A 22,347-nucleotide genomic window follows, 5' to 3' on the forward strand; every position below is an offset into this window, starting at 1 on the left:
ATTTCTTTACGGTAACGTTATAAACCACGCGCTCATGCAGACTGTTCACCTCTTGCTCATTTGCCGTTCATTAAGGCAGACTTCACCCACCAAAAGCGCCTATGGGGCAGGTCGACTCTCCACAGACGCTTTTCTCAAACCCCTCAAGGAGGATCTATATGAAGTTCACACGTAGCGCAAAGTTTGCGCTCGCAGCTGCAGCATCAGCGGCGTTGGCAGTTTCACTGCTTACACCTGCACAAGCTGCAACTCGTTCAACGGTTGTAATTCACCACACGAACGTCCAGACCGGACTTAACTGTGGCCTTTCAACTACAAACTCAACAGTTTGTACTGATCAGGCTGCACTAACAGGTATGGGCTTCAACTATTACAACGATAAGAAAGAACTAATCAAGAACACAACATTTGGTTCTTACAAAGTTATCAAGAATTCAAAGACTGACTTCCGTGTTCAGTACACAGTTGCACCAGGACGTGTTTGGTCAGATGGAACTCCAATCACTGGAGTAGACCTTCTACTTTCACACATTCTTGGAAGCGACACATACTCAATCGAAGCAGGACTTGGTGATCCAGCAAGCAAGACAACAAAGCCTGCCTTCAACGGTCAAGGTTATGGAAGCACTTACCACAAGAACATTGTGGGAGAGCCAGTTCTTTCTTCAGATGAAATGTCAGTGACATTGCGTTGGAAGAGCCCAATTGCTAACTGGGATCTATACGGTCCAGGACCAGCCCCAGTACACGCAATGGTGTTGCTTGCAGAAGGTAAAGATGGACTTCAGTCAGCATCAGCAAACCTTGCTGCTAAGGATCGTTTCCTAGCTGCTTTCAAGACTAAGAACACTGATCTTCTTAAGAAGATGGGTAAGGTGTGGTCTGAGGATTACACAATTACTACAATCAACAGCAGCACAAATCCATTGCTTCTAATCAGCAACGGTGGATTTATTGTTGAGTCTGCAGTTCCAAAGACATCTATGACACTTGTTGTTAACCCTAAGTACAACTCAGGTCCAAAGATGACAGGTTCAATCGACAAGATCGTATTCAAGGTAATCACAGACGGAACAGCTGCAGTACAGGCTCTTTCAAATGGTGAGCTTGATGTGTACTCAGGACAGGCAACAGCAGATGCTGTAGCAGCTCTAAAGAAGATCACTAGCGTAAACATCACTGGTGGAGAGCAAGCTGTTTATGAGCACTGGGATCTCCACTACGACAGCGTCGAGGGTGAGCCTCCTTACTCAGGCGTGTTCTCTAAGAATGGTGGAGCGAAGGCTAAGGCACTTCGTCAAGCATTCTTGCTAGGTCTACCTCGTGATGAAATCATGGACAAGATCATTGCTCCAATCAACGGAATCACAAAGCCACTATGTACTGCTTGGGTTGCCCCAGGTACAGCTGCATATGACAAGATCTGTGCTGTTAACGGTTCAGCGTTCTACACACGTGGAACACAAGAGTCACGTAACAAGTCAGCTCTTGCATTGGTACAGAAGTACTACCCAGATGCACTCAAGAACCCAATCAAGATCAACGTTCTTGTTCCAGGTGGTAACGCTCGCCGTGCAGCACAGTTCGCGCTTGCAAAGGCAAACTTGGCTAAGGTCGGTTTCGAACTAGTTGGCGATGTCCAATCTGGTTGGGGAGCACTTCTAGGAAATGGTAAGTATGACGCGTTCTTCTTTGCCTGGGTTTCAAGCTCAGTAACACAGAAGCAGTCATGTTCAGTTCTAGAGACAACAGGTGGATCTAACTACGTTATGGGTTACTCAAACTCAATCGTGGACAAGGTCTGTACTGAACTAGACGTTGCCATGAAGCCAGAACTACTAGTCCAGAAGTACATCACGGCAGACCGTGCACTATTTGCGGATGCTGTAACACTTCCGGTCTTTACACACCCTGGAGTAACTGCAATTAACAAGGATCTCAAGGGTCTAAAGCCAGCTCCATTGTCACCACAGTTGACATGGAACTACTGGGAGTGGACATACTAAGGATTAATTTCCTTAGTTAGCATTACCTATTCAGTCCTTTGGACGCTCGGAGATACATCTCCGAGCGTCCTTTGGCTGTATAGTCACCCAATAATTTAAGTTCATTTATTATTCGAGGAGAAACACAATCCATGGTTGCCTTTATTCTTAGACGGCTCGGTGTCCTGGGCGTAATTCTCATGGGATCAAGTTTTATTCTTTATAACTTGGCAGCGATTTCAGCTGACCCACTGGCCGACCTTAGATTGAGCACAGATCCCGATAGGGATGCAAAAATTCTGGCATTAACCAGAGAGCTCCAACTAGATGTAATTCCACCTCTTCGTTATTTCCTCTGGCTCAGAGGCGTTTTAGGAATCTTTATTGGCCAACCTAATTTTGGTACGGGCCGTGACGGCTTAGCTGTCTTGGATTCATTAGCACTTGCAATACCTGTAACACTTCGACTTGTTGCTGCAGCAACAGTAATTGCCGCAATCCTTGGAATCATGATCGGTATCGTTACCGCACTTCGTCAGTACAGTCGCTTTGACTACTCAATGACCTTTGTGGCTTTTCTTTTGTTCTCACTACCTATCTTCTGGGTTGCTGTTCTCCTCAAAGAATATCTAGCAATTTCTTTCAATGACTTTTTACGAGAGCCGACAATTCCATTTAACTGGATTATTGGAATTGGCCTAGTCAGTGGATTGTTCTGGGCAGCTGTAGTTGGAGGATCACGTAAAACGTTTTGGACAACTTATGTTGTTGCTTTTGCAGCATCGAGTAGCTTGGTGGCCGTTCTTGGAGTAACCGGCTGGTTACTCAATCCATCATTAGGCCCAATCGTTGTATTGGTTCTGTCTATCGGAATTGCCTTTGGCGTTACGCAAATTTCAGTTGGTTTGGGAAACAGAAAAGCCCTAAAGGCCTCACTCACGATTGCTGGACTTTCGGTTGTTGCTTATTATCCAGCGAATTGGGTCTTTGATAATCATCCAAGCGCACTCAATATCTTCTTAATGGTCTGCGCTTTAATCACAACTTCAGTCTTTATTGGGCTAGCATTTTCTAAGATTGATCGTGCGCCAATCGTGAGAACAACGATAATTACTGGTGTTTTATCTGCCCACTTAGTGTTAATTGATAAGTTTATGCAGACATGGAAACCATACATGGAGACAGATGCAATCAATTTCCGCCCAGTTCCAACTGTTGGTGAAAGAAATGATTTGCTCGATACCTCTGATTTTTGGATCTCAGGTCTAGATGTAATTACTCACCTATTTTTACCAACTCTGGCACTCACACTTATTGGTTTTGCTGGATACATCAGATTTGCTCGAGGCACCCTGCTAGAAGTCTTGAACCAGGATTACATTCGTACTGCGCGCGCTAAGGGACTTTCAGAGCGCACAGTGATTATGCGCCATGCATTCCGCAACACAATGATTCCTATGGCAACAATCTTGGTGGCTGACTTTGCAGGTGTAATTGGTGGAGCATTTATTACTGAAAGCGTATTTGCTTGGTCAGGAATGGGAACCTTGGGTCTTCAAGCTATTCGTGGACAAGATCTCAATCTCCTGATGGGAGTTTTCTTTGTGACAGCCACGATGGCTGTTCTGGCTAACTTTGTTGCAGATTTGCTGTACTCAGCCTTAGACCCACGTATTCGAGTAGGAAGTGGTGCATAAAGATGGCACGTAAATCAAAGGCCAGCGTTGAGTCAACCGAAGTTCTATCCGGTGAAAATGCGATCCAAAACAAAGAAATTGAAGGCTTAAGCCAAGGACAAATTGTCCGCAAGCGTTTCTTCCGCCACCGTGCCGCTGTCGTTTCTCTCTTCACCATTAGTTCAATCGTCCTTATTGCATTTACTGCATTTGATTGGAAAATTTTTGGTACGGTGAAGGTTCCAGGTTGGTGGAAGTGGACCCCAGAAGATTTGCCAGAGCTTCGCTATGGTGATTGCCCAAATGACACAGTGGGTTGCCCAACAATTTCACTTCGCCCTAAGTTTCTAGGCGGTTCTGGAATCGGACTCGGAACACATCCATTCGGACAAGATGACATCGGTCGCGATTACTTCGCATTGGTTATGAGAGGCACTCAGCGCTCATTATCTGTAATGGTTGTTATTGGTTCGATTGCTGCAACATTAGGAGTTGTCGTTGGTTCGATTGCTGGTTTCTACCGCGGTCGTATTGATGCAATTTTGATGCGTTTTGTAGATTTCATGATCACAATCCCAGTAATCATCATCGGATCTGTTGTGGGTTACCGTTACGGAAACCTTGGAGCAGTCTTCCTAGCTGTCCTACTTGGATTATTCGCTTGGACCGGTTTATCGCGTCTTGTTCGCGGTGAATTCTTGTCCCTTCGCGAACGAGAGTTTGTCGATGCCGCCCGTGTTGCGGGAGCCACAAACAAGCGCATTATTTTCAAGCACATCTTGCCCAACGCGATTGGTGTAATCATCGTTTCTGTAACGCTATTGCTTTCAGGTGCCATTTTGCTGGAAACGGCACTCAGCTACATTGGCTTTGGTGTTGTTCCACCAGATGTTTCTCTCGGACTACTTATCAGCCAGTATCAGGACTCATTCACAACTCGTCCATGGCTCTTCTGGTATCCAGGCTTCTTCATTATCAGCATCGCCCTTAGCATCAACTTTATTGGTGATGGCTTGCGAGATGCCTTTGATCCACGTCAACGCCGTCGTATCTCTAAGAAAGAGCGTCAGGATTCAGCGACAGCAAGAAAGTTGGCACAGGCCAATGATTAATTCTTTAGAAGATAACCGCAGCTACGCCGACCAGCAGCAGAGCCAAGAAGGTGTAGAAGAGGCTGTTATTGCTAATGATTTCAAAATCACTAGCACCACCGGCAACGAAATCTTTTCTTCTGATGTTAGCCATGTAAGTGCAGACACCAGAGTCACTTTTAAGAGAGTCTCCTACACGTCGCGGAGCATCAAAACCGGGAAGAAGATCAGTCTTATGCATTTTTCTACTGTGACGACTACTCGGAGCTGGAGCAGCCCAAGCGAAGTATCTCTTCTCTCTGATCTGGACCGACATGCTATATCTGGTCTCGATCTCCTCAACCAGATCCCAAGTAGCGGTGATCTCTTTGGTTGGGTTAACAATCTTGATGCCTTCATCAAAGAGCAGAACGTAGGGCTTAATGAAGACCAGGTAAGAACCGAGAGCACCTGCGCCGCAGATACCAATTGTGGCGATGATGTCACCGTCGTAGAAAAAGCTTTGAATAATAAATCCGACAAAGAAGACGATAAGTATCCATCCACTGGCAACTGCGCTTCCGGGTCTGAACTTTTCACTATTCGTCATTCCGCAAGTTTCTCACAGATGGGGTCAACCAAATGAGTAAGCCAGTCTTAGAGATCAAAGATTTTAATGTTGATTTCTGGGTAGATGGAGTCTGGTACCCAGCCGTTATTGGCATGAACCTTTCCCTAGAACCCGGCAAAGTTACAGCCATCGTTGGTGAATCAGGCTCTGGTAAGTCAACGACTGCACTTGGTTTGATGTCCCTACTTGCTTCAAATGCTCGCATGTCTGGATCTGTCAAAGTTAAAGACCAGGAGATGCTCAATGCAAAGGCGGTAACACTGCGCAAGTTCCGCGGAAAAGAAGTTGCCTATATTTTCCAGGAGCCAATGACCGCTCTGAACCCTATTTACACAATTGGTTTCCAGATAATGGAGACTCTTCGTAACCACTTTGATATGGGCCCTAAAGAGGCTCATGAGCGCGCTCTAGAACTCATCACGTTAGTTGATATTCCAGATCCTGAAAAATCAATTAATAAGTACCCGCACCAGTTATCTGGTGGTCAACGCCAGCGCGCAATGATCGCTCAGGCACTTGCTTGTGATCCTGGACTTTTAGTTGCAGATGAACCAACAACAGCGCTAGATGTGACAGTTCAAGCAGAAATTCTAGATTTGATGCGCGGCCTCAAAGACAAGCTCAACTCCGCCATCCTTTTGATTACCCACGATATGGGTGTTGTTGCAGATATGGCAGATCAGATTCTTGTGATGAAAGATGGAATCACAGTTGAATCTGGCACTGCAGATCAGATCTTCAATAAGCCAACACATCCATATACCCAACAACTGCTTGGCGCTGTTCCAAAGCTTGGATCATCAAAGAAGCGTGCACTTCCATATTCAGAAAGTGCCAAGCCGGCACCTGTTTTAAAGTTGGAAAATGTCACTATTGAATATCCAAAGCGTGGTCGTATTCCTGCTTTTGTGGCTGTTAAAAACTTCAACCTTGAAATCTATCCAGGTGAAATTGTGGGCCTCGTAGGTGAGTCAGGTTCCGGAAAGACAACTGTTGGTCGTGCCTCTATTGGCCTACTTCCAATTAAGGAAGGTTCACTTGAGATTGTGGGCAGAGACATCAGCCATGCAACTCAAAAGGAACTCTTCACAATTCGTCGTCACACAGGAATTGTTTTCCAAGATCCAGCCTCATCGCTAAACCCACGCCTTCCAATTGGTGAGTCAATTGGCGAGCCTTTGTTCTTAGCAAAAATGGCAAAAGGTCAAGAGCTTGCACATAAAGTTGAAGAGCTACTCGATCAAGTTGAACTTCCACGCAGCTACCGCAACCGTTACCCACATGAGCTTTCAGGTGGTCAGCGCCAGCGCGTAGGTATTGCTCGTGCTCTGGCACTAACTCCAGATCTTTTGATTGCAGATGAGCCAACATCTGCTCTGGATGTTTCTGTTCAAGCACGCTTCTTGGATCTTTTGCAAGAACTTCAAGTGAAGTTGAACTTTGCTTGCTTGTTTATCTCTCACGACTTAGCAGTTGTTGACATCTTGTCTCACCGAATTGCAGTGATGCAAAACGGTTTGCTTGTCGAAGTTGGCGATCGCGATCAGATATTGAAGAACCCACGTAATGATTACACCAAGCGTTTGATTTCTGCGGTACCAGTTCCAGATCCAGCAGAACAACGAATTCGCCGCGAAGCTCGCTTAGCTAACAAGAAGTAGCGGGCTAGTGGACTTAGACCTTTTGGTCTTTGGTCTAGACCTTGTTTCTACCTTTGCATTTGCATTAGTAGGAGCACGGGTTGCTGCCAATAAAGGTTTAGATTTTGGTGGCATTTTATTTATTGCAGCCGTTGCCTCTATTTCAGGTGGAACTCTGCGAAATCTTTTTATGGGGGAGCAGCCACCATGGGTTCAGCGCCCGTGGTTATTTGCACCCATCATTGCTGCTTTCTTAATTACAGTTGCAATGGGCAAGACCAAAAGTGTTGGTCGCTTTGCGCTCTCTCTTGATACTTTGGGGTTAGCTGTTGCAACCGTTTCTAGTGTTCAGTTCGCACTTTCTAACGATGCACCCTTGGCAGCAGCTGCCGTCCTTGGTTTAATTGGTGCGGTCTCTGGTGGATTATTTAGAGACATCATGTGCCAAACGGAGCCGGTGTTACTACATCGCGAAACAGTGGGAACTGCATGCCTGTCAGGTGCTCTTGTTTACCTTGCTTTAGATTCTTTGGATCTAAGTGAAGCCATACCGGTTGCTGTGGCAGGGGTTGTGGTGGTTTTGGTCCGCGAGCTATCCATCAAATTCAATTGGAACCTACCCACCATCCAAAAGGGCAATTAATCCCTGGCTTGACCGCTTCTGTGGGTATAGCGGCCCAAGAAATCTGCCTTCATGTCAGCAAAGTTTCCATCAAGTAATGCTTGGCGCATCTGATCGACCAATCGCACAATAAATCTTTCATTGTGAATCGTTGCAAGGGTTGCACTAATGATTTCTTTACCACGGAATACATGGTGCATATAAGCCCGTGTGTAGTGCGTACAGGTGTAACAGTCACACTCATCGTCAATCGGGGTGAAATCCCTCTTAAAACGGCTGTTAGACAGGTTAAAACGCCCTTCCATCGTGTACACAGCGCTAGTTCGTGCAATTCTGCTGGCTAATACGCAATCAAAGGTGTCACAGCCGTTTTCAACCCCAACAAATAGATCTTCCGGGGCCCCAATACCCAAAAGATGTCGTGGCTTATCTTCCGGCAAGATTTCATTGACCCAGGAAACAATGGTTCCTAGTTGGCCCTTGTCTAACGCCCCACCGATTCCGAATCCATCAAAGGCTTGGCCATTAGATTCCAGTGAGCCAAGATCGGTAGCAGCTCTTTTACGCAGGTCTTCATATTGAGCCCCTTGGATTACCCCAAATAATGCCTGGTATGGCTTACCCACCCGCTCTTGGGTTAACTTCTTGTGTTCATCTAAACATCTAATGGCCCAGGCATAGGTGCGATCCATAGCTAGCTCTTGATATGGGCGGGTGTTGTGCAAGGTCGTGCACTCATCAAAGGCAAACATGATGTCGGCCCCGATTTGGTGTTGAACTTGCATGGAAACTTCTGGAGTGAAGCGATGCATTGATCCATCAAGGTGGGACTTAAAGGTCACACCTTCATCATCAACATGTGCCAAGCGATCTTTGTTGCCAGCGATGACATCATCTCTGCGAAATGTTTGGGCATCCATCGCTAATACTTTTTTAAAGCCAACTCCCAATGACAAAACTTGAAATCCACCAGAGTCTGTAAAGGTCGGGCCAGGCCAATTCATGAATTCGCCTAGCCCACCAGCCTCATCCAAGATGTCAGAGCCCGGCTGCAAATAGAGGTGATAGGCATTTGATAAAAGAGCTTGCGCTCCTAAATCTGCCATGGCCTCCGGCAATACAGATTTAACAGTTGCCTTCGTGCCCACCGGAATGAATGCAGGGGTTTGAATTGGCCCATGAGGGGTATTGATAGTTCCAACACGAGCAAGCGAATCACTTTCTGCGTGTTTGATATCAAATGAAAAACTCAATGCATTACCAAATCTGCACTCGCGATTGTTCATCTAGCCAGAGCGCGTCACTTTCAGTTACGCCGAAAGCTTCATAGAACGGGGTGAAGTTCTTAACGATTTGGTTGCAACGAAACTCTGCAGGGGAGTGAGGATCAGTTGCAATACGGCGGCGCATCTCTTCTGGGCGCACCTTTGCGCGCCAGACTTGTGCCCAGGAAAGTAGCAGTCGCTGTTCGCCACTAAAGCCATCGATGACAGGAGAAGGATTGCCGCCAAGTGAAATCAGATATGCCTTATAGGCAATTGCTAAACCGCCAAGGTCGCCGATGTTCTCACCAATAGTTAAAGCACCGTTGACATTTACATCAGGTGCTTCTTCAGGAATCAAGGCATCATATTGAGCAATTAACGCTTTAGTGCGCTCTTCAAAAGCGGCACGATCAGCATCGGTCCACCAGTTATTGAGTGCGCCATCACCATCATATTTAGAGCCTTGATCATCAAAGCCATGGCCAATCTCATGGCCAATGACCGCGCCAATGCCACCGTAGTTAACAGCGTCATCATGGTCTAGTCCAAAAAATGGAGGTTGCAGAATTGCTGCCGGGAAAACAATCTCATTCATTACTGGGTTGTAATAGGCGTTCACAGTTTGTGGTGCCATGTGCCATTCATCCCGATCAACCGGCTTTCCAATCTTGCTCAATTCATGATCTCTTTGGAACTTAATAACGCGACCAACATTTCCATATAGGTCATCTGGGGTTGTCTGCAGGGCGCTGTAATCACGCCACTTATCTGGGTAGCCAATCTTGGGACGGAACTTGCCGAGTTTTTCTAAGGCTTTAACCTTGGTATCAGGGCTCATCCAAGCCAACTCATTAATGCTGACTCGGTAGGCCTCAATCAGATTGGCAACTAACTGCTCCATCTGGGCTTTGGCCTCTGCTGGAAAGTACTTCTGCACATAGACCTTGCCGACTGCTTCGCCCAAAGATCCCTCGATCATTGTTACAGCGCGCTTCCAGCGCTCGCGAAGTTCAGGTGTGCCAGAAAGGGTCTTGCCGAAAAATGCAAAGTTCTCATTGACTAATTCATCTGAAAGATAAGGAGCAGCGCCACTGATGATGTGCCACTTCATCCAGGCCTTCCAGGCAGCTAGATCAAAGTTGGCCAAGATTGAATTGAGGCCTTCAAAAAACGACGGCTGCTGGACAATGACAGATTCCAAAACAATTGCCGGGATCTCTCCATCAGTTAGATAGAGATCCCAATCAAAGGCAGGCATGAGGTTCTTGACGTCAGCTCGAGCCAGTTTGTTATAGGTCAGGGTCGCATCTCGATTTTTCACCTGGTCCCAATGATGGCTTGCAATGCTGGTTTCAAGGGCCATGACCTTGGCTGCTAATTCTTGCCCTCCTGCAACACCAGCCAACTCAAACATCTGTGCAACGTGTGCAAGGTATGCGGTGCGAATCTCGGCATACTTTTCATCACGGTAATAGGCCTCATCAGGCAGTGAAATACCACCTTGCAGCAAGTACAAAATATTTGTTGAAGCATCCTTCATATCTGCATAAATGAATGTTCCGAAAATTCCGGAAAGGCCTCGGGCTTCTAGTTTTGCAAGGGTCGAAATGAAATCTTTAAGTGAAGCTATGGAATCAACTTCTGACAACTCACTAGCAATGGGGGAGCAGCCCTTTGTATTGACCGCATCTGCTGCCATGAAGGAGGCGTAGATGTTGCTGATCTTTGTGGCCTCATCCGAGCCCGATGCCTTTTCAATGATTTCGCGAACTCGGGCTTCAGATTGAATTCGAAGCGTGACAAAAGCGCCATCGGTTGCACGGTCGGCTGGGATTTCTGCCGTCTTTAGCCAACCACCATTGAAGTGGCGATAGAGATCATCTTGGGGACGAACAGATGAATCTTGATGCGCGAAATCTAGCCCAGCTTTTTTAATACTCACGACGTTCTCCTTTTAGGTACTAATGAAAGTAGTTGAAGCTTCAACCTTTGCCGTAGACTTCACTCATGGCACGTGAAAACGCTACCGCACCTAGGTGGCTTACTCCCACAGAAATGAAGGCTTGGCGCCGCTACATCTTGGCTAGTCGCCGCCTGCTAGATGTGCTGGATGCTGACCTAGGAGAGCACGATTTATCGATGCCAGATTATGAAATTTTAGTGCAGTTAAGTGAAGCCCCAGATCGCAGAATGCGAATGAGTGAGTTAGCAGCTAATGCTCTTCTATCAAGGTCGCGACTGTCTCACCGGATGAAGGTCATGGAAAAGGCTGGCTGGGTAAAGCGAGAGGCCTGCCCTATTGATAAACGTGGCTACTTTGCCGTGATGACCCCTAAAGGTTGGAAGGCAATTGTTGGTGCAGCACCAGATCATGTTGAAAGTGTTCGCGCTAGATTCATGGATCATTTAACAAAAGCAGATCAACAAGCATTGGCAGATATCTTTGAACGCATTGAGGAATCACTGCGCAAAGATGCAGCCGATGAATAATTTCTGATTAGTAAAAGAACATAAAAAAACCCGCCACATAAAGTGGCGGGTTTTTTTAATAAGCGTGAGGGCTTTACTTAGCCTTCTTAGCTGCCTTCTTGCGCTTCTTTGGAGCTGCTGCTGGAGCTGCTGCCTTCTTGCGACGCTTTGGCGCCGCCTTCTTTGCAGTTGCCTTCTTAGCTGCCTTCTTGCGCTTTGGAGCTGCCTTCTTAGCTGCTGCCTTCTTGCGACGCTTTGGAGCTGCCTTCTTAGCTGCTGCCTTCTTGCGACGCTTTGGAGCTGCCTTCTTAACTGCTGCCTTCTTGCGCTTTGGAGCTGCCTTCTTAGCAGCTGCCTTCTTGCGGCGCTTCTTTGGTGCTGCTGCTGGAGCAGCTGCCTTCTTGCGGCGCTTCTTTGGAGCTGCTGCTGGAGCTGCTGCCTTCTTGCGCTTCTTTGGTGCTGCTTTCTTTGCTGCGGCCACGTACTTCTCCTATCGGAATGGTTCGGATCCGTCACCCAAACCTGTTCGTGGATAAGCGTGACATCTTTTGGCCAAAAATGCCAACATTTTGTGAGAAATAATTTAGCGCGTGTCGCAAATTTATTATTTAAAAAATTTATGCATTTGCGAAGATTTCGCCATTTTTTATTTTCTTGATTTATTATTTTCGAGAATATTTGCAAAAATCCCGCAAAATTCTGTCAAGTTAGGAATTCTCGTCCTCGGATTGAGGGTTTACGCGTAATTTTTCCGCCATTTTCTGATTTTCGAGGGCATATTTGTTGGTTCGGATGTCGAATTTTCTGAAATCTGGCAAGAAACAGGCCAATAGCACCACCACGATCACGCAAATAATTCCACCGCTTGTTACCGAAATGGTCAATGTAGTAGCAGCGGCCATTGATGCTGCACGCATTTGCCCCGCAAGTGGTCCGATCGAATAGGACAGCAACTCAATTCCAGCAAGGCGTCCGCGAAGATTGTCGGGGATGGTTTGGTTCCACATTGCTGATCTAAAGAGGGCACTGATCATGTCCGATGCCCCAGCCAAAGTTAGAAATAGGAGTACCAGCCATAGGTAATTGGTCGCACCTGACAATGCGATGGCTACGCCCCAACCAATTGCTGCCCACATAATTGCCCGACCATAGAAATGAACATTTTTTGCCCAACCACTTGTCAGGACAATTGCAACAGAGCCAATTGTTCCGGCGGCATAGAGCAGACCCAGGGCCCACGGTGCCCCTAATTGATCGGCCCAAAATGGAATAAGGGCTGTGGGCATTGCAAAAAACATTGCAGCTAAATCAATCAGGTAAGTGCCCAGTAAATCTTTCCTACTGAAGGCATATTTCACACCATCAATTAACGCTGACAGGGATGGGGCTTCAGCCTCGTGGGAGGGTGGGATGTTTTTCATAAGTGCGATTAATGCAATTGAAATTATGAAGGTTGCAATATCTGCGGCATAGCCAACTGCTACTGAATATGTTGAAATCAAAATGCCACCAATAGCAGGGCCCACAATCACGCCAATCTGCCAACGCAAACTCATCAACGCCGCAGCAGCTGTCATATCTTCATGATCGACAAGTCTAGGAAGGGCGGCCTGCATTGCAGGTTGTCGCAGCCCGCTGGTTGCGGCAAATAATCCTGAGACGATGTAGATCAGTAGCAGGCTGGGCGAATCCATCATGGAATTAACAAGCAGAATTGCGGTGAAAAGAAGTGAGAGTAGCTCGGTTACCCAAATCAATTTCTTGCGGTCTAGCGCATCGGCTAAAACTCCGCCATAGAGACCAAAGATGATGAGGGGAAGGATTTCTACTAAACCACTGATGGCAACTGCCACATAAGAGCCGGTCAGCTCTTTGATTTGAAAAGGCACTGCAACATAGGTGATCATCGAGCCGAAGTAAGAGATCAGCCCTGCCGCCCACAATAAAGAAAAGTCCTTGGACTTTCTTAGGGGTGCGAGATCAATTGCGTATTTAGCCACGCGCCAACCCTAGTTCACGGTGTGGCCTAGTTGAAGGTTTGGACCTCGGTGGGAAATTGGCCCGAGCGAACATCAGCGGCAAACTCGGTAGTTGCTGCCAACATTTCTGCCCTGAGATTGCGATATGCCTTGGCTAATTTTGGAGCCTTTTTGGTAATGCCCATTAAGTCGGTCCAAACCAGGACCTGTGCATCGCAGTTAACTCCAGCACCAATTCCAATTGTGGGAATACTTAATTCTGCGGTGATACGAGCCGCTAATTCTGCTGGGACAAGTTCTAAGACAATTGCAAAAGCACCAGCTGCTTGAAGAGCTTTTGCTGCTTCCACAATCACATCGCCATCGGTGCGGCCCTGAACTTTGTAGCCACCTAATTGATGCATTGATTGCGGGGTTAAACCGAGATGGCCCATCACTGGAATTCCGCTAGCAACTAACTTCTTTACCGTTTCTGTATGGGCACCTTCAAGCTTTACCGCCATCACACCAGATTCTTTGAAAAAACGAACTGAGGTAGCAAGTGCTAATTCAGCAGATGCTTCATAGGATCCAAAGGGCAGATCTGCCACAACCATGGCCCGCTTTGACCCTCGGACTACCGCTCGAGCAAGCGGGATTAACTCATCAACTGTGACTGGGATTGTGTTCTCTTCGCCTAAGAAATTATTGCCGGCACTATCGCCCACTAGTAGGACTGGGATTCCTGCCTCATCAAAGATTTCAGCGGTCATGGATTCATAAGAAGTGAGCATGGCCCACTTTTCTCCGCGCTCTTTGGCAGCGGCCAGATCCAGAATAGTGATGCGTCGATGCAGCGCACCGCCATATAAAGATTCCATTATTTCCTCTCCTCGAAGCCGCCTGTAGCAGTCCCCGGGTACAAGGCAAAGGGTACCCCCGTTACACTTGAAAAATGAAGTTGCGCGTGGCGCTAGCCCAAATCAACCCAACCGTTGGTGACCTTGCGGGCAATGCTGGGCTCATCGCTGACTCAGTCAAAAGCGCACAAGCACATGGTGCCAATCTGATTGTGTTCCCAGAAATGATTGTGACGGGATATCCCGTTGAAGATCTAGCGCTTCGTCCATCCTTCCAAGCAGCCAGCATTAAGGCTGTCGAAGAGATTGCAGCTGGCATTACTGGTGATTTAGTGGCAGTTGTTGGGTATTTAGACAAAGGGCCTAAGAACGCAGTTGCGATTATTCATGATGGAAAAATTAAAGCTAGATATGTCAAGCGCCATCTGCCCAATTACGGAGTCTTTGATGAGTTCAGAAACTTTGTAGCTGGAGATCAAAACCTTGTGGTGCGGATCCATGGCGTTGATGTGGCTGTGGCAATTTGTGAAGACATTTGGCATTCACTGGAATCAATCGCAGAGCGAACCCCTGGATTATTAGTCGTGCCCAACGGCTCACCATTTGAGCGAAACAAAGATGATGTTCGATTGGCACTTGTGCAAAAGCGGGCCAAGGAAATCGGTGCACCTATTGCCTACGTCAACATGACAGGTGGGCAAGATGATTTGGTCTTTGATGGCGACACGATCGTTGTTGGCAAAGATGGCGGAGTCCTTGCACGAACTGCCCAGTTTGATGATCAATTAATTGTTGTTGACATTGAATGCGCCGAAGGTAGTTCACGACCAGATGTAGTTATTTCTGAAGAACAAACTTCCCATGCTGATTCTGCAGCACCAGCAGTTGCAACCCGATTGTCCAATGAAGCAGAGATGTGGCAGGCCCTTGTGATGGGACTTCGTGATTATGTTGGTAAGAACGGGTTTAGATCCGTAGTCCTTGGGCTATCAGGTGGAATAGATTCTGCCTTAGTTGCTGCAATTGCCATTGATGCGTTAGGTGCTAAAAGGGTCAATGGTGTTGCAATGCCAAGTAAGTATTCATCTACTCATTCTGTGGAAGATGCTCAGGCTTTGGCAGATGCCACAGGCATTCACTTCAGAACCACACCTATTGCTCCCATGGTTGATGCCTATCTGGCCAATCTGACATTGAAGGGGTTGGCTGAAGAAAATCTGCAGGCACGCGTTCGCGGCACAACCTTGATGGGAATATCTAATCAAGAAGGTCACCTGGTTTTGGCAACAGGCAATAAGAGTGAGTTAGCAGTTGGATATTCAACCCTTTATGGAGATGCTGTTGGTGGTTTTGCTCCCATTAAAGACATCTATAAAACAGATGTGTGGGCGCTAGCTAGATATCGAAATGAAGTGGCGATTAAACAAGGCCAAACACCCCCTATTCCTGAACGTTCAATTACAAAAGAGCCAAGTGCTGAACTTCGCCCAGATCAAAAAGATTCAGATTCATTGCCAGACTATCCATTGCTAGATCAAGTTCTTCGGGCATATGTGGATGAAGATCATGGCTACGAGGCGCTACTTGCCGCTGGCTTTGATCCAGAGTTAGTGCGCCGTGTTATCTCCTTGGTCGATAAGGCTGAATACAAACGTCGCCAATATCCACCAGGCACCAAGGTCTCAGCGCGAGCATTTGGTAAAGATCGCCGCCTGCCTATGACTTCAGGCTGGAATGAGCAGTAACCTGCAAATCATTTGCAACTCGCATAATTAAATCAATTCAGTAGAATTTGCACATGCTTTCAATCATCAACTGGTTGTTTACACGAAACCGTGTTGTTGATTTCTGCCTTTCCACTTCTTGCAGCTGCTAGTTCTTTCCTTATTTCGCAGCCAGTCTGTTTTTATCCATCCACAAATTTCAAAAAACTATGTTTAGGGGAGAACTATGAAGGTCTATAACAGCATCACAGAAATCTTTGGAAACACACCATTACTGCGCATCAACAAGATTACAGATGGTGCTGCGGGAAATGTTTATGCCAAGTTGGAGTTCTATAACCCAACTTCATCTGTTAAGGATCGTTTAGGCGTTGCGATGATCGATGCCGCAGAGGCAAGTGGTGAACTAAAGCCTGGCGGCACAATTGTGGAAGCAACATCTGGAAACACTGGAATTGCAGTTGCGATGGTTGCAGCGGCTCGTGGATATAAGGCAATCATGACAATGCCAGAGTCAGTCTCAAAAGAGCGTCGCAAACTCATTCGTGCCTATGGTGCAGAGCTAGTTCTCACTCCTGCCGGAGAGGGAATGAAGGGCGCAGTTGCTGCTGCAGAAAAACTTGCCGAATCTGGTGCTGTGCTAGTTCGTCAGTTTGAAAACGAAGCAGGCCCATTTATTCACCGCACAACAACTGGTCCAGAAATCTGGCGCGATCTAGATGGCAAGGTTGATGCATTCGTTTCAGGTATTGGCACAGGCGGAACAATTACTGGTACTGGTCAATACCTAAAGGAAAAGAATCCTGCAATTAAGGTGTTTGGTGTTGAACCAGCTGCATCTCCAATTTTAAATGGGGGAGAGCCAGGACCACACCCAATTCAGGGAATTGGACCTAACTTCATTCCTAATGTTTTAGATCGCACTGTTTATGACGAGATCTTGGATGCAACTGCAGCAGATGCAATTAAGTACGCCCGCCGTGCTGGCGCAGAAGAAGGTTTCCTGGCTGGTATTTCATCAGGTGCAACTTTGTGGGCTGCGACAGAGATCGCAAAGCGTCCAGAGTTTGCTGGCAAAAACATTGTTGTTATCTGTGCTTCAAATGGTGAGCGCTATCTATCAACAGTTCTCTATGAGGATTTGGTTGATTAATTCATGCCATTTCTAAATCGCATCATTGAAGACCTTGATAACGCCATCAGCCATGATCCGGCTGCGCGTAATCGACTAGAGGTCGCTTTGGCATACCCAGGCGTGCACGCGGTTTGGGGACATCGAATTTCGCATTTCTTGTGGAATCGAAAACTGAAGTTGATTGCTCGCATTCATTCCAACATGGTGCGAACGACCACTGGTATTGAAATTCATCCTGCAGCAAAGATAGGGCGACGCTTTTTTATTGATCATGGGATGGGCGTTGTAATCGGAGCAACTTCGATTATTGGCGATGATGTGATGCTCTATCACGATGTGACCTTAGGAGCCCGAGGCATTGAAGAAGGCAAACGCCACCCAACCATTGGAAACAACGTGATCATTGGTGCTGGCGCTCGAGTTCTCGGAAATGTAACGGTGGGTGAAGGATCTCGAGTCAGCGCTAATGCGGTTATTACAAAGGACTTAGCCCCAAAAACTGACCTTGATCACGCTGATTTCTTTGTCATCTAGAGATAGTTAACATAGCCGTAACCTGCATTTGTAAGAATGCCGCTTATGTCAACAGATCTTAATAAGCAGCAAGAGTTCGTACTTCGCACCCTAGAAGAGCGCAACATTCGTTTTGTGCGTTTGTGGTTTACCGATGTATTGGGATTCTTAAAATCTGTTGCAATCGCACCTGCAGAACTTGAAAATGCTTTCGCCGAAGGCATTGGCTTTGATGGTTCTGCCATTGAAGGTTTTGCCCGCGTGACTGAATCTGACATGTTGGCAAAACCAGATCCAGCAACATTTTCTATTTTGCCGTGGCGCACAGAATCTCCTGGTGCTGCACGCATGTTCTGCGACATCACCATGCCAGATGGATCGGCTTCACCATCTGATCCACGAAATGTTTTGCGTCGCACACTAGATAAAGCAGCTCAACTCGGTTACACCTGTTACACACATCCTGAAATTGAATTCTTCTTGTTTAAGAACACTCCTGAAAAAGGAGTTGCACCAGTACCTGTTGATCAAGGTGGGTACTTTGATCACACTCCTGCAGTTGTTGGACATGACTTCCGCCGCCAAGCAATCACATTGTTAGAGGCCATGGGAATTAGTGTTGAGTTTTCACACCATGAAGGTGGACCAGGACAACAAGAAATCGATTTACGCGATGCTGACGCTTTAACCACTGCCGATAACATCATGACTTTCCGCCATGTAATCAAAGAAGTTGCTATGGATCAAGGCTTTCACGCTTCATTTATGCCAAAGCCATTTACCGATCATCCAGGAAGCGGAATGCACACCCACGTTTCATTGTTTAAAGGTGAAGAGAATGCTTTCTACGATGCCACAGCAGAATTCAGTCTTTCTGCGGTGGGTCGCAGTTTCGTTGCAGGATTAATTAAACATGCACCTGAAATTACAGCGATTACAAATCAATGGGTGAACTCTTACAAACGATTACATGGTGGAGGCGAAGCACCTGCTTTAGCTAACTGGGGTCCTAGCAATCGCGGCGCACTTGTGCGATTGCCTATGTATAAGCCAGGTAAAGAGAATTCAACGCGTATTGAATTCCGATCTCCTGATACTGCATGTAATCCATATCTTGCATATGCAGTAATGCTTGCTGCAGGACTTAAAGGAGTAGAAGAAAAGTATGAATTAAGCGATTCAAGCAATCCAGTATCGCTTCCTTCAAACCTCAACGAAGCCATTATCGAAATGGAAAAAAGTGAGTTAGTTCGCGAAACCTTGGGCGAGCATGTATTTGAGTATGTACTGCGCAATAAGCGGGCTGAATGGCTTGAATACAGTCGCCAAGTCAGCGCCTTTGAACTCGATCGTTATTTGCCAGTCCTTTAACACTCGCGTTACCCTTTACTCATGAGCAACCGCAGCCTCCTCCTTAGCTGCCGTGGCGGGGCCAAATAACCGGACCCCTCGCCGCGGGGTTTGTCGTACCGGTTCACCCATGACAAAACCCGCCAAATAATAAGGAGCATTACATGAACTTCCCGAAGCAAGTACCGTCGAAGATGCCCGTGCATCGTTATGAACCTTTTCACCCTATAGATCTTCCAGATCGCACCTGGCCAAATAAGAAAATTACTCAAGCACCTAAGTGGTGTTCAGTAGATCTACGCGATGGAAATCAAGCGTTGATTGATCCCATGGATACACCACGCAAGTTAGCAATGTTTAAGCTTTTGGTTGCAATGGGATATAAAGAAATTGAAGTTGGTTTTCCAAGTGCAAGTCAGACCGACTTTGATTTTGTCCGAAAGATTATTGATGAAGATCTGATCCCTGATGATGTTGTTATTCAGGTTTTAACGCAGGCACGAGAGTCCTTAATCATCCGCACCTTTGAAGCCATTAAGGGATCCAAGCAAGCGATCGTTCACTTATATAACTCAACTTCAACCTTGCAACGTCGAGTTGTCTTTGGTTTGGATAAAGAAGGCATTAAGAAAATTGCAACTGATGCTGCCCAAATCTGTTTGGATTTAGTGCCAACAGTTCCAGAGACCAAGGTTTCCTTTGAGTATTCACCTGAGTCATACACAGGCACTGAACTTGAGTTTGCGGTTGAGGTTTGCAACGCCGTTAATGATGTGTGGAAGCCAACCCCAGAGTGGAAGACCATTATGAACCTTCCAGCAACTGTTGAAATGGCAACACCAAATGTCTATGCAGATTCCATAGAGTGGATGTGTCGAAACCTTAACAATCGCGAGAGTGTGATTGTTTCTCTTCACCCACACAATGACCGTGGCACAGGAGTTGCAGCAGCAGAGCTTGGTTATTTAGCAGGTGCTGATCGAATTGAAGGAACACTGTTTGGAAATGGTGAACGCACTGGAAATGTTTGTCTTGTAACCCTTGGCATCAACCTAGTAACTCATGGGATTGATCCACATATTGATTTCTCAAATATCGATGCTGTGCGTCGCACCGTTGAGTATGCCAATCAATTACGCGTGCCTGAGCGCCATCCATATGGTGGAGATCTGGTCTTTACCGCGTTTTCTGGTTCACACCAAGATGCAATCAAGAAAGGTTTTGATCACTTAGCCCGTGATGCAAAAGCGGCTGGCAAGGAAGTGCGTGATCACACTTGGGCGATTCCTTATCTGCCTATTGATCCACTCGATATTGGTCGTTCCTATGAAGCGGTCATTCGTGTGAATTCACAATCTGGTAAGGGAGGTGTTGCTTACTTGATGAAGAATGAGCATCACCTTGATTTACCTAGACGTTTACAAATTGAGTTCTCCAAAATCGTTCAAGCAAAAACAGATGCCGAAGGTGGCGAAGTGAGTGCTGAAGATTTGTGGAATATTTTTGAGGATGAGTACTTGCCAACAGATGGCGCGCCATGGGGTCGTTTCCGTCTTAAAGGTTTGTCACAAAGTTCTGTACTCGGTGAAGATGTTTATCTAACAGTTTCCTTAACAGATCGAGGAGAACTGCACGAACTTAAGGGACAAGGAAATGGTCCGATTGCCGCCTTCTGCAATATTTTGCAGGCATATGGTGTTGATGTTCGAGTACTTGATTACTTTGAGCATGCATTAGCTGCAGGTGGGGATGCATCTGCCGCCGCCTATCTTGAATGCGCGATTGATGGAGAGGTCTTCTGGGGCGTGGGAATCGATCCCAACACCACAACGGCTTCATTAAAAGCGGTCGTGTCTGCGATAAATCGCGCAATTCGCTAATCCACGCACTACCTTTACCCGTATGAGTTTGTACCGGGATGAGGCGATTGTTTTGCGCACTCAAAAACTCGGGGAAGCAGACCGGATTATCACAATGCTCACTCGCGATCATGGCCGCATCCGAGGAGTTGCCAAAGGTGTTCGTCGGACAAAATCTAAGTTTGGCGCACGTCTAGAACCAGGCAGCCACGTGGACATTCAGCTCTACACCGGTAAAACCTTTGACACTGTCACGCAAGTAGAAGCACTAATGAACTATGGCGAAGCGCTAACTGAGGATTATCAACGCTGGACAGTTGCCGCTGCGATTTTAGAAGCAGCAGAGCGATTTACCAGCCAAGAGAATGAACCAGCTCTGCAAGAGTTTCAACTCGTGGTTGGCGGCATGAAAGCTTTGGCAGAAAATCGTTATGAGCCACTGCTGATTCTTGATGCATTTTTATTGAGATCTTTAGCTGTTGCCGGATATGCACCTTCAATGACAATTTGTTCTAAGTGTGAAGCACCTGGACCTCATAGATACTTTTCATTAGTGGGCGGTGGCTCTGTGTGCGCAGATTGTCGACCATCTGCATGTGCAACACCGGCCCCAGAAACGTTAGAACTAATGGGCGCATTGCTATCTAGTGATTGGGATATTGCAACAGCTAGTGAGGGAAAAAATCGCCGAGAGGCTAGTGGTTTAATCGCGGCTTACTTACAATGGCACCTTGAACGCGGCCTGCGTTCCTTGCCAATGGTGGAGCGGGTATGACAATAAAGATTCCTCATCACGTTGCAATAGTGATGGATGGCAATGGCCGTTGGGCACAACAACGTGGCCTGCCCCGCACTGCCGGGCATGAAGCAGGAGAAGCAGCGTTATTTGATGTTGTTGGAGGTGCACTTGAGTATGGTGTTAAAGAAATAAGTGCCTATGCATTTTCAACAGAGAATTGGCGACGCTCACCTGAAGAGGTCAAGTTCTTGATGGGCTTTAACAGAGATGTTATTCGCAGGCGTCGCGATCAGATGAATGAGATGGGCGTGCGCATCCGTTGGGTTGGTCGTCCAAAGCGTTTATGGAGCAGCGTCATTAATGAGTTAGAAGAGGCTGAAGAATTAACCAAAAAGAATAAGAAGTTAACTTTGAATATGTGTGTTAACTATGGCGGGCGAGCAGAGATTGTCGATGCCGCTGCAGAGCTTGCACGCGATGTTAAGCGAGGCAAGATCAAGGTCGATGCAATTACCGAAAAAGTTTTTGCTAAATATTTAGATTCCCCACAGATGAGTGATGTTGACTTATTTCTACGATCTTCGGGGGAGCAGCGCACCAGCAACTTTTTGCCCTGGCAAAGTGTTTATGCCGAGTTTGTTTTCATGGATGTGTTGTGGCCAGATGTCACGCGAAAGACTTTGTGGAAAGCGATTGAAGAGTATTCAGCTAGAGATAGAAGATTTGGTAAGGCTTAAGCGGCTGGGAAATCCATAGGTGTTGGAGCGGTTAAATGGGCCTGACACATTGCACAACGAGCGTTATCAAGTAAGTACATCTCAATCTCATAGGTATCTGGACTAAACGACGCA

19 protein-coding genes are annotated in these 22,347 nt (G+C 46.7%); 13 read left to right on the top strand and 6 right to left on the bottom strand.

Annotation, left to right across the window (positions count from 1 at the left end; genetic code table 11):
* The first annotated feature begins 158 nt into the window (after positions 1-158).
* The 3 genes from AC9UH7_RS00475 (at position 159) to AC9UH7_RS00485 (ending at position 4,773) form a co-directional block, all read left to right on the top strand.
* Positions 159-2,006 (top strand): ABC transporter substrate-binding protein, encoded by a 1,848-nt coding sequence (locus tag AC9UH7_RS00475; RefSeq protein ID WP_509593626.1) that lies wholly within the window; start codon positions 159-161, stop codon positions 2,004-2,006.
* Between the two features lie 179 nt (positions 2,007-2,185).
* Positions 2,186-3,682 (top strand): ABC transporter permease, encoded by a 1,497-nt coding sequence (locus tag AC9UH7_RS00480; protein WP_509593629.1) that lies wholly within the window; start codon positions 2,186-2,188, stop codon positions 3,680-3,682.
* Between the two features lie 2 nt (positions 3,683-3,684).
* Positions 3,685-4,773 (top strand): ABC transporter permease, encoded by a 1,089-nt coding sequence (locus AC9UH7_RS00485; protein ID WP_509593631.1) that lies wholly within the window; start codon positions 3,685-3,687, stop codon positions 4,771-4,773.
* A 4-nt stretch (positions 4,774-4,777) separates the two neighbouring features.
* Here the strand turns inward: AC9UH7_RS00485 and AC9UH7_RS00490 are convergent, their stop codons facing one another.
* The gene (locus tag AC9UH7_RS00490; RefSeq protein WP_509593633.1) at positions 4,778-5,341 is read right to left on the bottom strand and encodes a hypothetical protein; all 564 of its coding nucleotides are present in this window, start codon (positions 5,339-5,341) and stop codon (positions 4,778-4,780) included.
* A gap of 32 nt (positions 5,342-5,373) precedes the next feature.
* Here AC9UH7_RS00490 and AC9UH7_RS00495 point away from each other — a divergent pair, with 32 nt between their 5' ends.
* Together AC9UH7_RS00495 and AC9UH7_RS00500 are read left to right on the top strand one after the other, a co-directional pair.
* Positions 5,374-7,023: an ABC transporter ATP-binding protein gene (locus tag AC9UH7_RS00495; protein ID WP_509593636.1), complete on the top strand. Its 1,650-nt coding sequence runs from the start codon at positions 5,374-5,376 to the stop codon at positions 7,021-7,023.
* A 7-nt stretch (positions 7,024-7,030) separates the two neighbouring features.
* Positions 7,031-7,645: a trimeric intracellular cation channel family protein gene (locus AC9UH7_RS00500; RefSeq protein WP_509593639.1), complete on the top strand. Its 615-nt coding sequence runs from the start codon at positions 7,031-7,033 to the stop codon at positions 7,643-7,645.
* Here AC9UH7_RS00500 and tgt read toward each other — a convergent pair.
* Complete coding sequence (gene tgt / locus AC9UH7_RS00505; RefSeq protein ID WP_509593642.1) at positions 7,642-8,910, bottom strand: tRNA guanosine(34) transglycosylase Tgt; 1,269 nt, start codon at positions 8,908-8,910, stop codon at positions 7,642-7,644. The two genes, AC9UH7_RS00500 and tgt, sit on opposite strands and share 4 nt — an antisense overlap.
* Entirely contained in the window at positions 8,882-10,831 is a 1,950-nt protein-coding gene (locus tag AC9UH7_RS00510) for a M13 family metallopeptidase (protein ID WP_509593645.1), read from the bottom strand. The genes tgt and AC9UH7_RS00510 overlap by 29 nt, the downstream gene beginning before the upstream one ends.
* 65 nt (positions 10,832-10,896) lie before the next feature.
* Between AC9UH7_RS00510 and AC9UH7_RS00515 the strand changes: the two genes are divergently transcribed.
* A complete protein-coding gene (locus tag AC9UH7_RS00515; RefSeq protein WP_509593648.1) occupies positions 10,897-11,379 on the top strand; it encodes a MarR family winged helix-turn-helix transcriptional regulator in 483 nt (160 codons plus the stop codon).
* A gap of 73 nt (positions 11,380-11,452) precedes the next feature.
* Here AC9UH7_RS00515 and AC9UH7_RS00520 read toward each other — a convergent pair whose 3' ends face one another.
* From AC9UH7_RS00520 to panB, 3 genes are all read right to left on the bottom strand, one after another.
* Positions 11,453-11,839, bottom strand: coding sequence for a hypothetical protein (locus tag AC9UH7_RS00520; protein ID WP_509593651.1), 387 nt, complete (start codon positions 11,837-11,839; stop codon positions 11,453-11,455).
* 226 nt (positions 11,840-12,065) lie between these two features.
* Positions 12,066-13,358 (bottom strand): MFS transporter, encoded by a 1,293-nt coding sequence (locus AC9UH7_RS00525; protein ID WP_509593653.1) that lies wholly within the window; start codon positions 13,356-13,358, stop codon positions 12,066-12,068.
* Positions 13,359-13,384: 26 nt separating this feature from the next.
* Positions 13,385-14,197, bottom strand: a complete 813-nt coding sequence (panB, locus tag AC9UH7_RS00530) for a 3-methyl-2-oxobutanoate hydroxymethyltransferase (RefSeq protein WP_509593655.1) — start codon at positions 14,195-14,197, stop codon at positions 13,385-13,387.
* A 74-nt stretch (positions 14,198-14,271) separates the two neighbouring features.
* Between panB and AC9UH7_RS00535 the strand changes: the two genes are divergently transcribed.
* The 7 genes from AC9UH7_RS00535 (at position 14,272) to AC9UH7_RS00565 (ending at position 22,233) form a co-directional block, all read left to right on the top strand.
* Entirely contained in the window at positions 14,272-15,921 is a 1,650-nt protein-coding gene (locus AC9UH7_RS00535) for an NAD+ synthase (RefSeq protein WP_509593658.1), read from the top strand.
* 205 nt (positions 15,922-16,126) lie between these two features.
* The gene (gene cysK / locus AC9UH7_RS00540; protein ID WP_509593661.1) at positions 16,127-17,053 is read left to right on the top strand and encodes a cysteine synthase A; all 927 of its coding nucleotides are present in this window, start codon (positions 16,127-16,129) and stop codon (positions 17,051-17,053) included.
* A 3-nt stretch (positions 17,054-17,056) separates the two neighbouring features.
* Positions 17,057-17,569 (top strand): serine O-acetyltransferase, encoded by a 513-nt coding sequence (cysE, locus tag AC9UH7_RS00545; protein ID WP_509593663.1) that lies wholly within the window; start codon positions 17,057-17,059, stop codon positions 17,567-17,569.
* 45 nt (positions 17,570-17,614) lie between these two features.
* Positions 17,615-18,919 (top strand): glutamine synthetase family protein, encoded by a 1,305-nt coding sequence (locus AC9UH7_RS00550; RefSeq protein ID WP_509593665.1) that lies wholly within the window; start codon positions 17,615-17,617, stop codon positions 18,917-18,919.
* Positions 18,920-19,062: 143 nt separating this feature from the next.
* Positions 19,063-20,778 carry a 2-isopropylmalate synthase gene (gene leuA / locus AC9UH7_RS00555; protein ID WP_509593668.1) on the top strand — a complete coding sequence of 572 codons (1,716 nt, stop codon included), beginning with the start codon at positions 19,063-19,065 and terminating at the stop codon, positions 20,776-20,778.
* A 22-nt stretch (positions 20,779-20,800) separates the two neighbouring features.
* A complete protein-coding gene (recO, locus tag AC9UH7_RS00560; protein WP_509593671.1) occupies positions 20,801-21,532 on the top strand; it encodes a DNA repair protein RecO in 732 nt (243 codons plus the stop codon).
* Positions 21,529-22,233: an isoprenyl transferase gene (locus AC9UH7_RS00565; protein WP_509593674.1), complete on the top strand. Its 705-nt coding sequence runs from the start codon at positions 21,529-21,531 to the stop codon at positions 22,231-22,233. Before recO ends, AC9UH7_RS00565 begins: the two co-directional genes overlap by 4 nt.
* Positions 22,234-22,347: the final 114 nt, after the last annotated feature.

The sequence above is a fragment of the Candidatus Planktophila sp. genome (assembly GCF_044348745.1).
In the GTDB taxonomy this organism is placed as follows: Bacteria; Actinomycetota; Actinomycetes; order Nanopelagicales; family Nanopelagicaceae; genus Planktophila.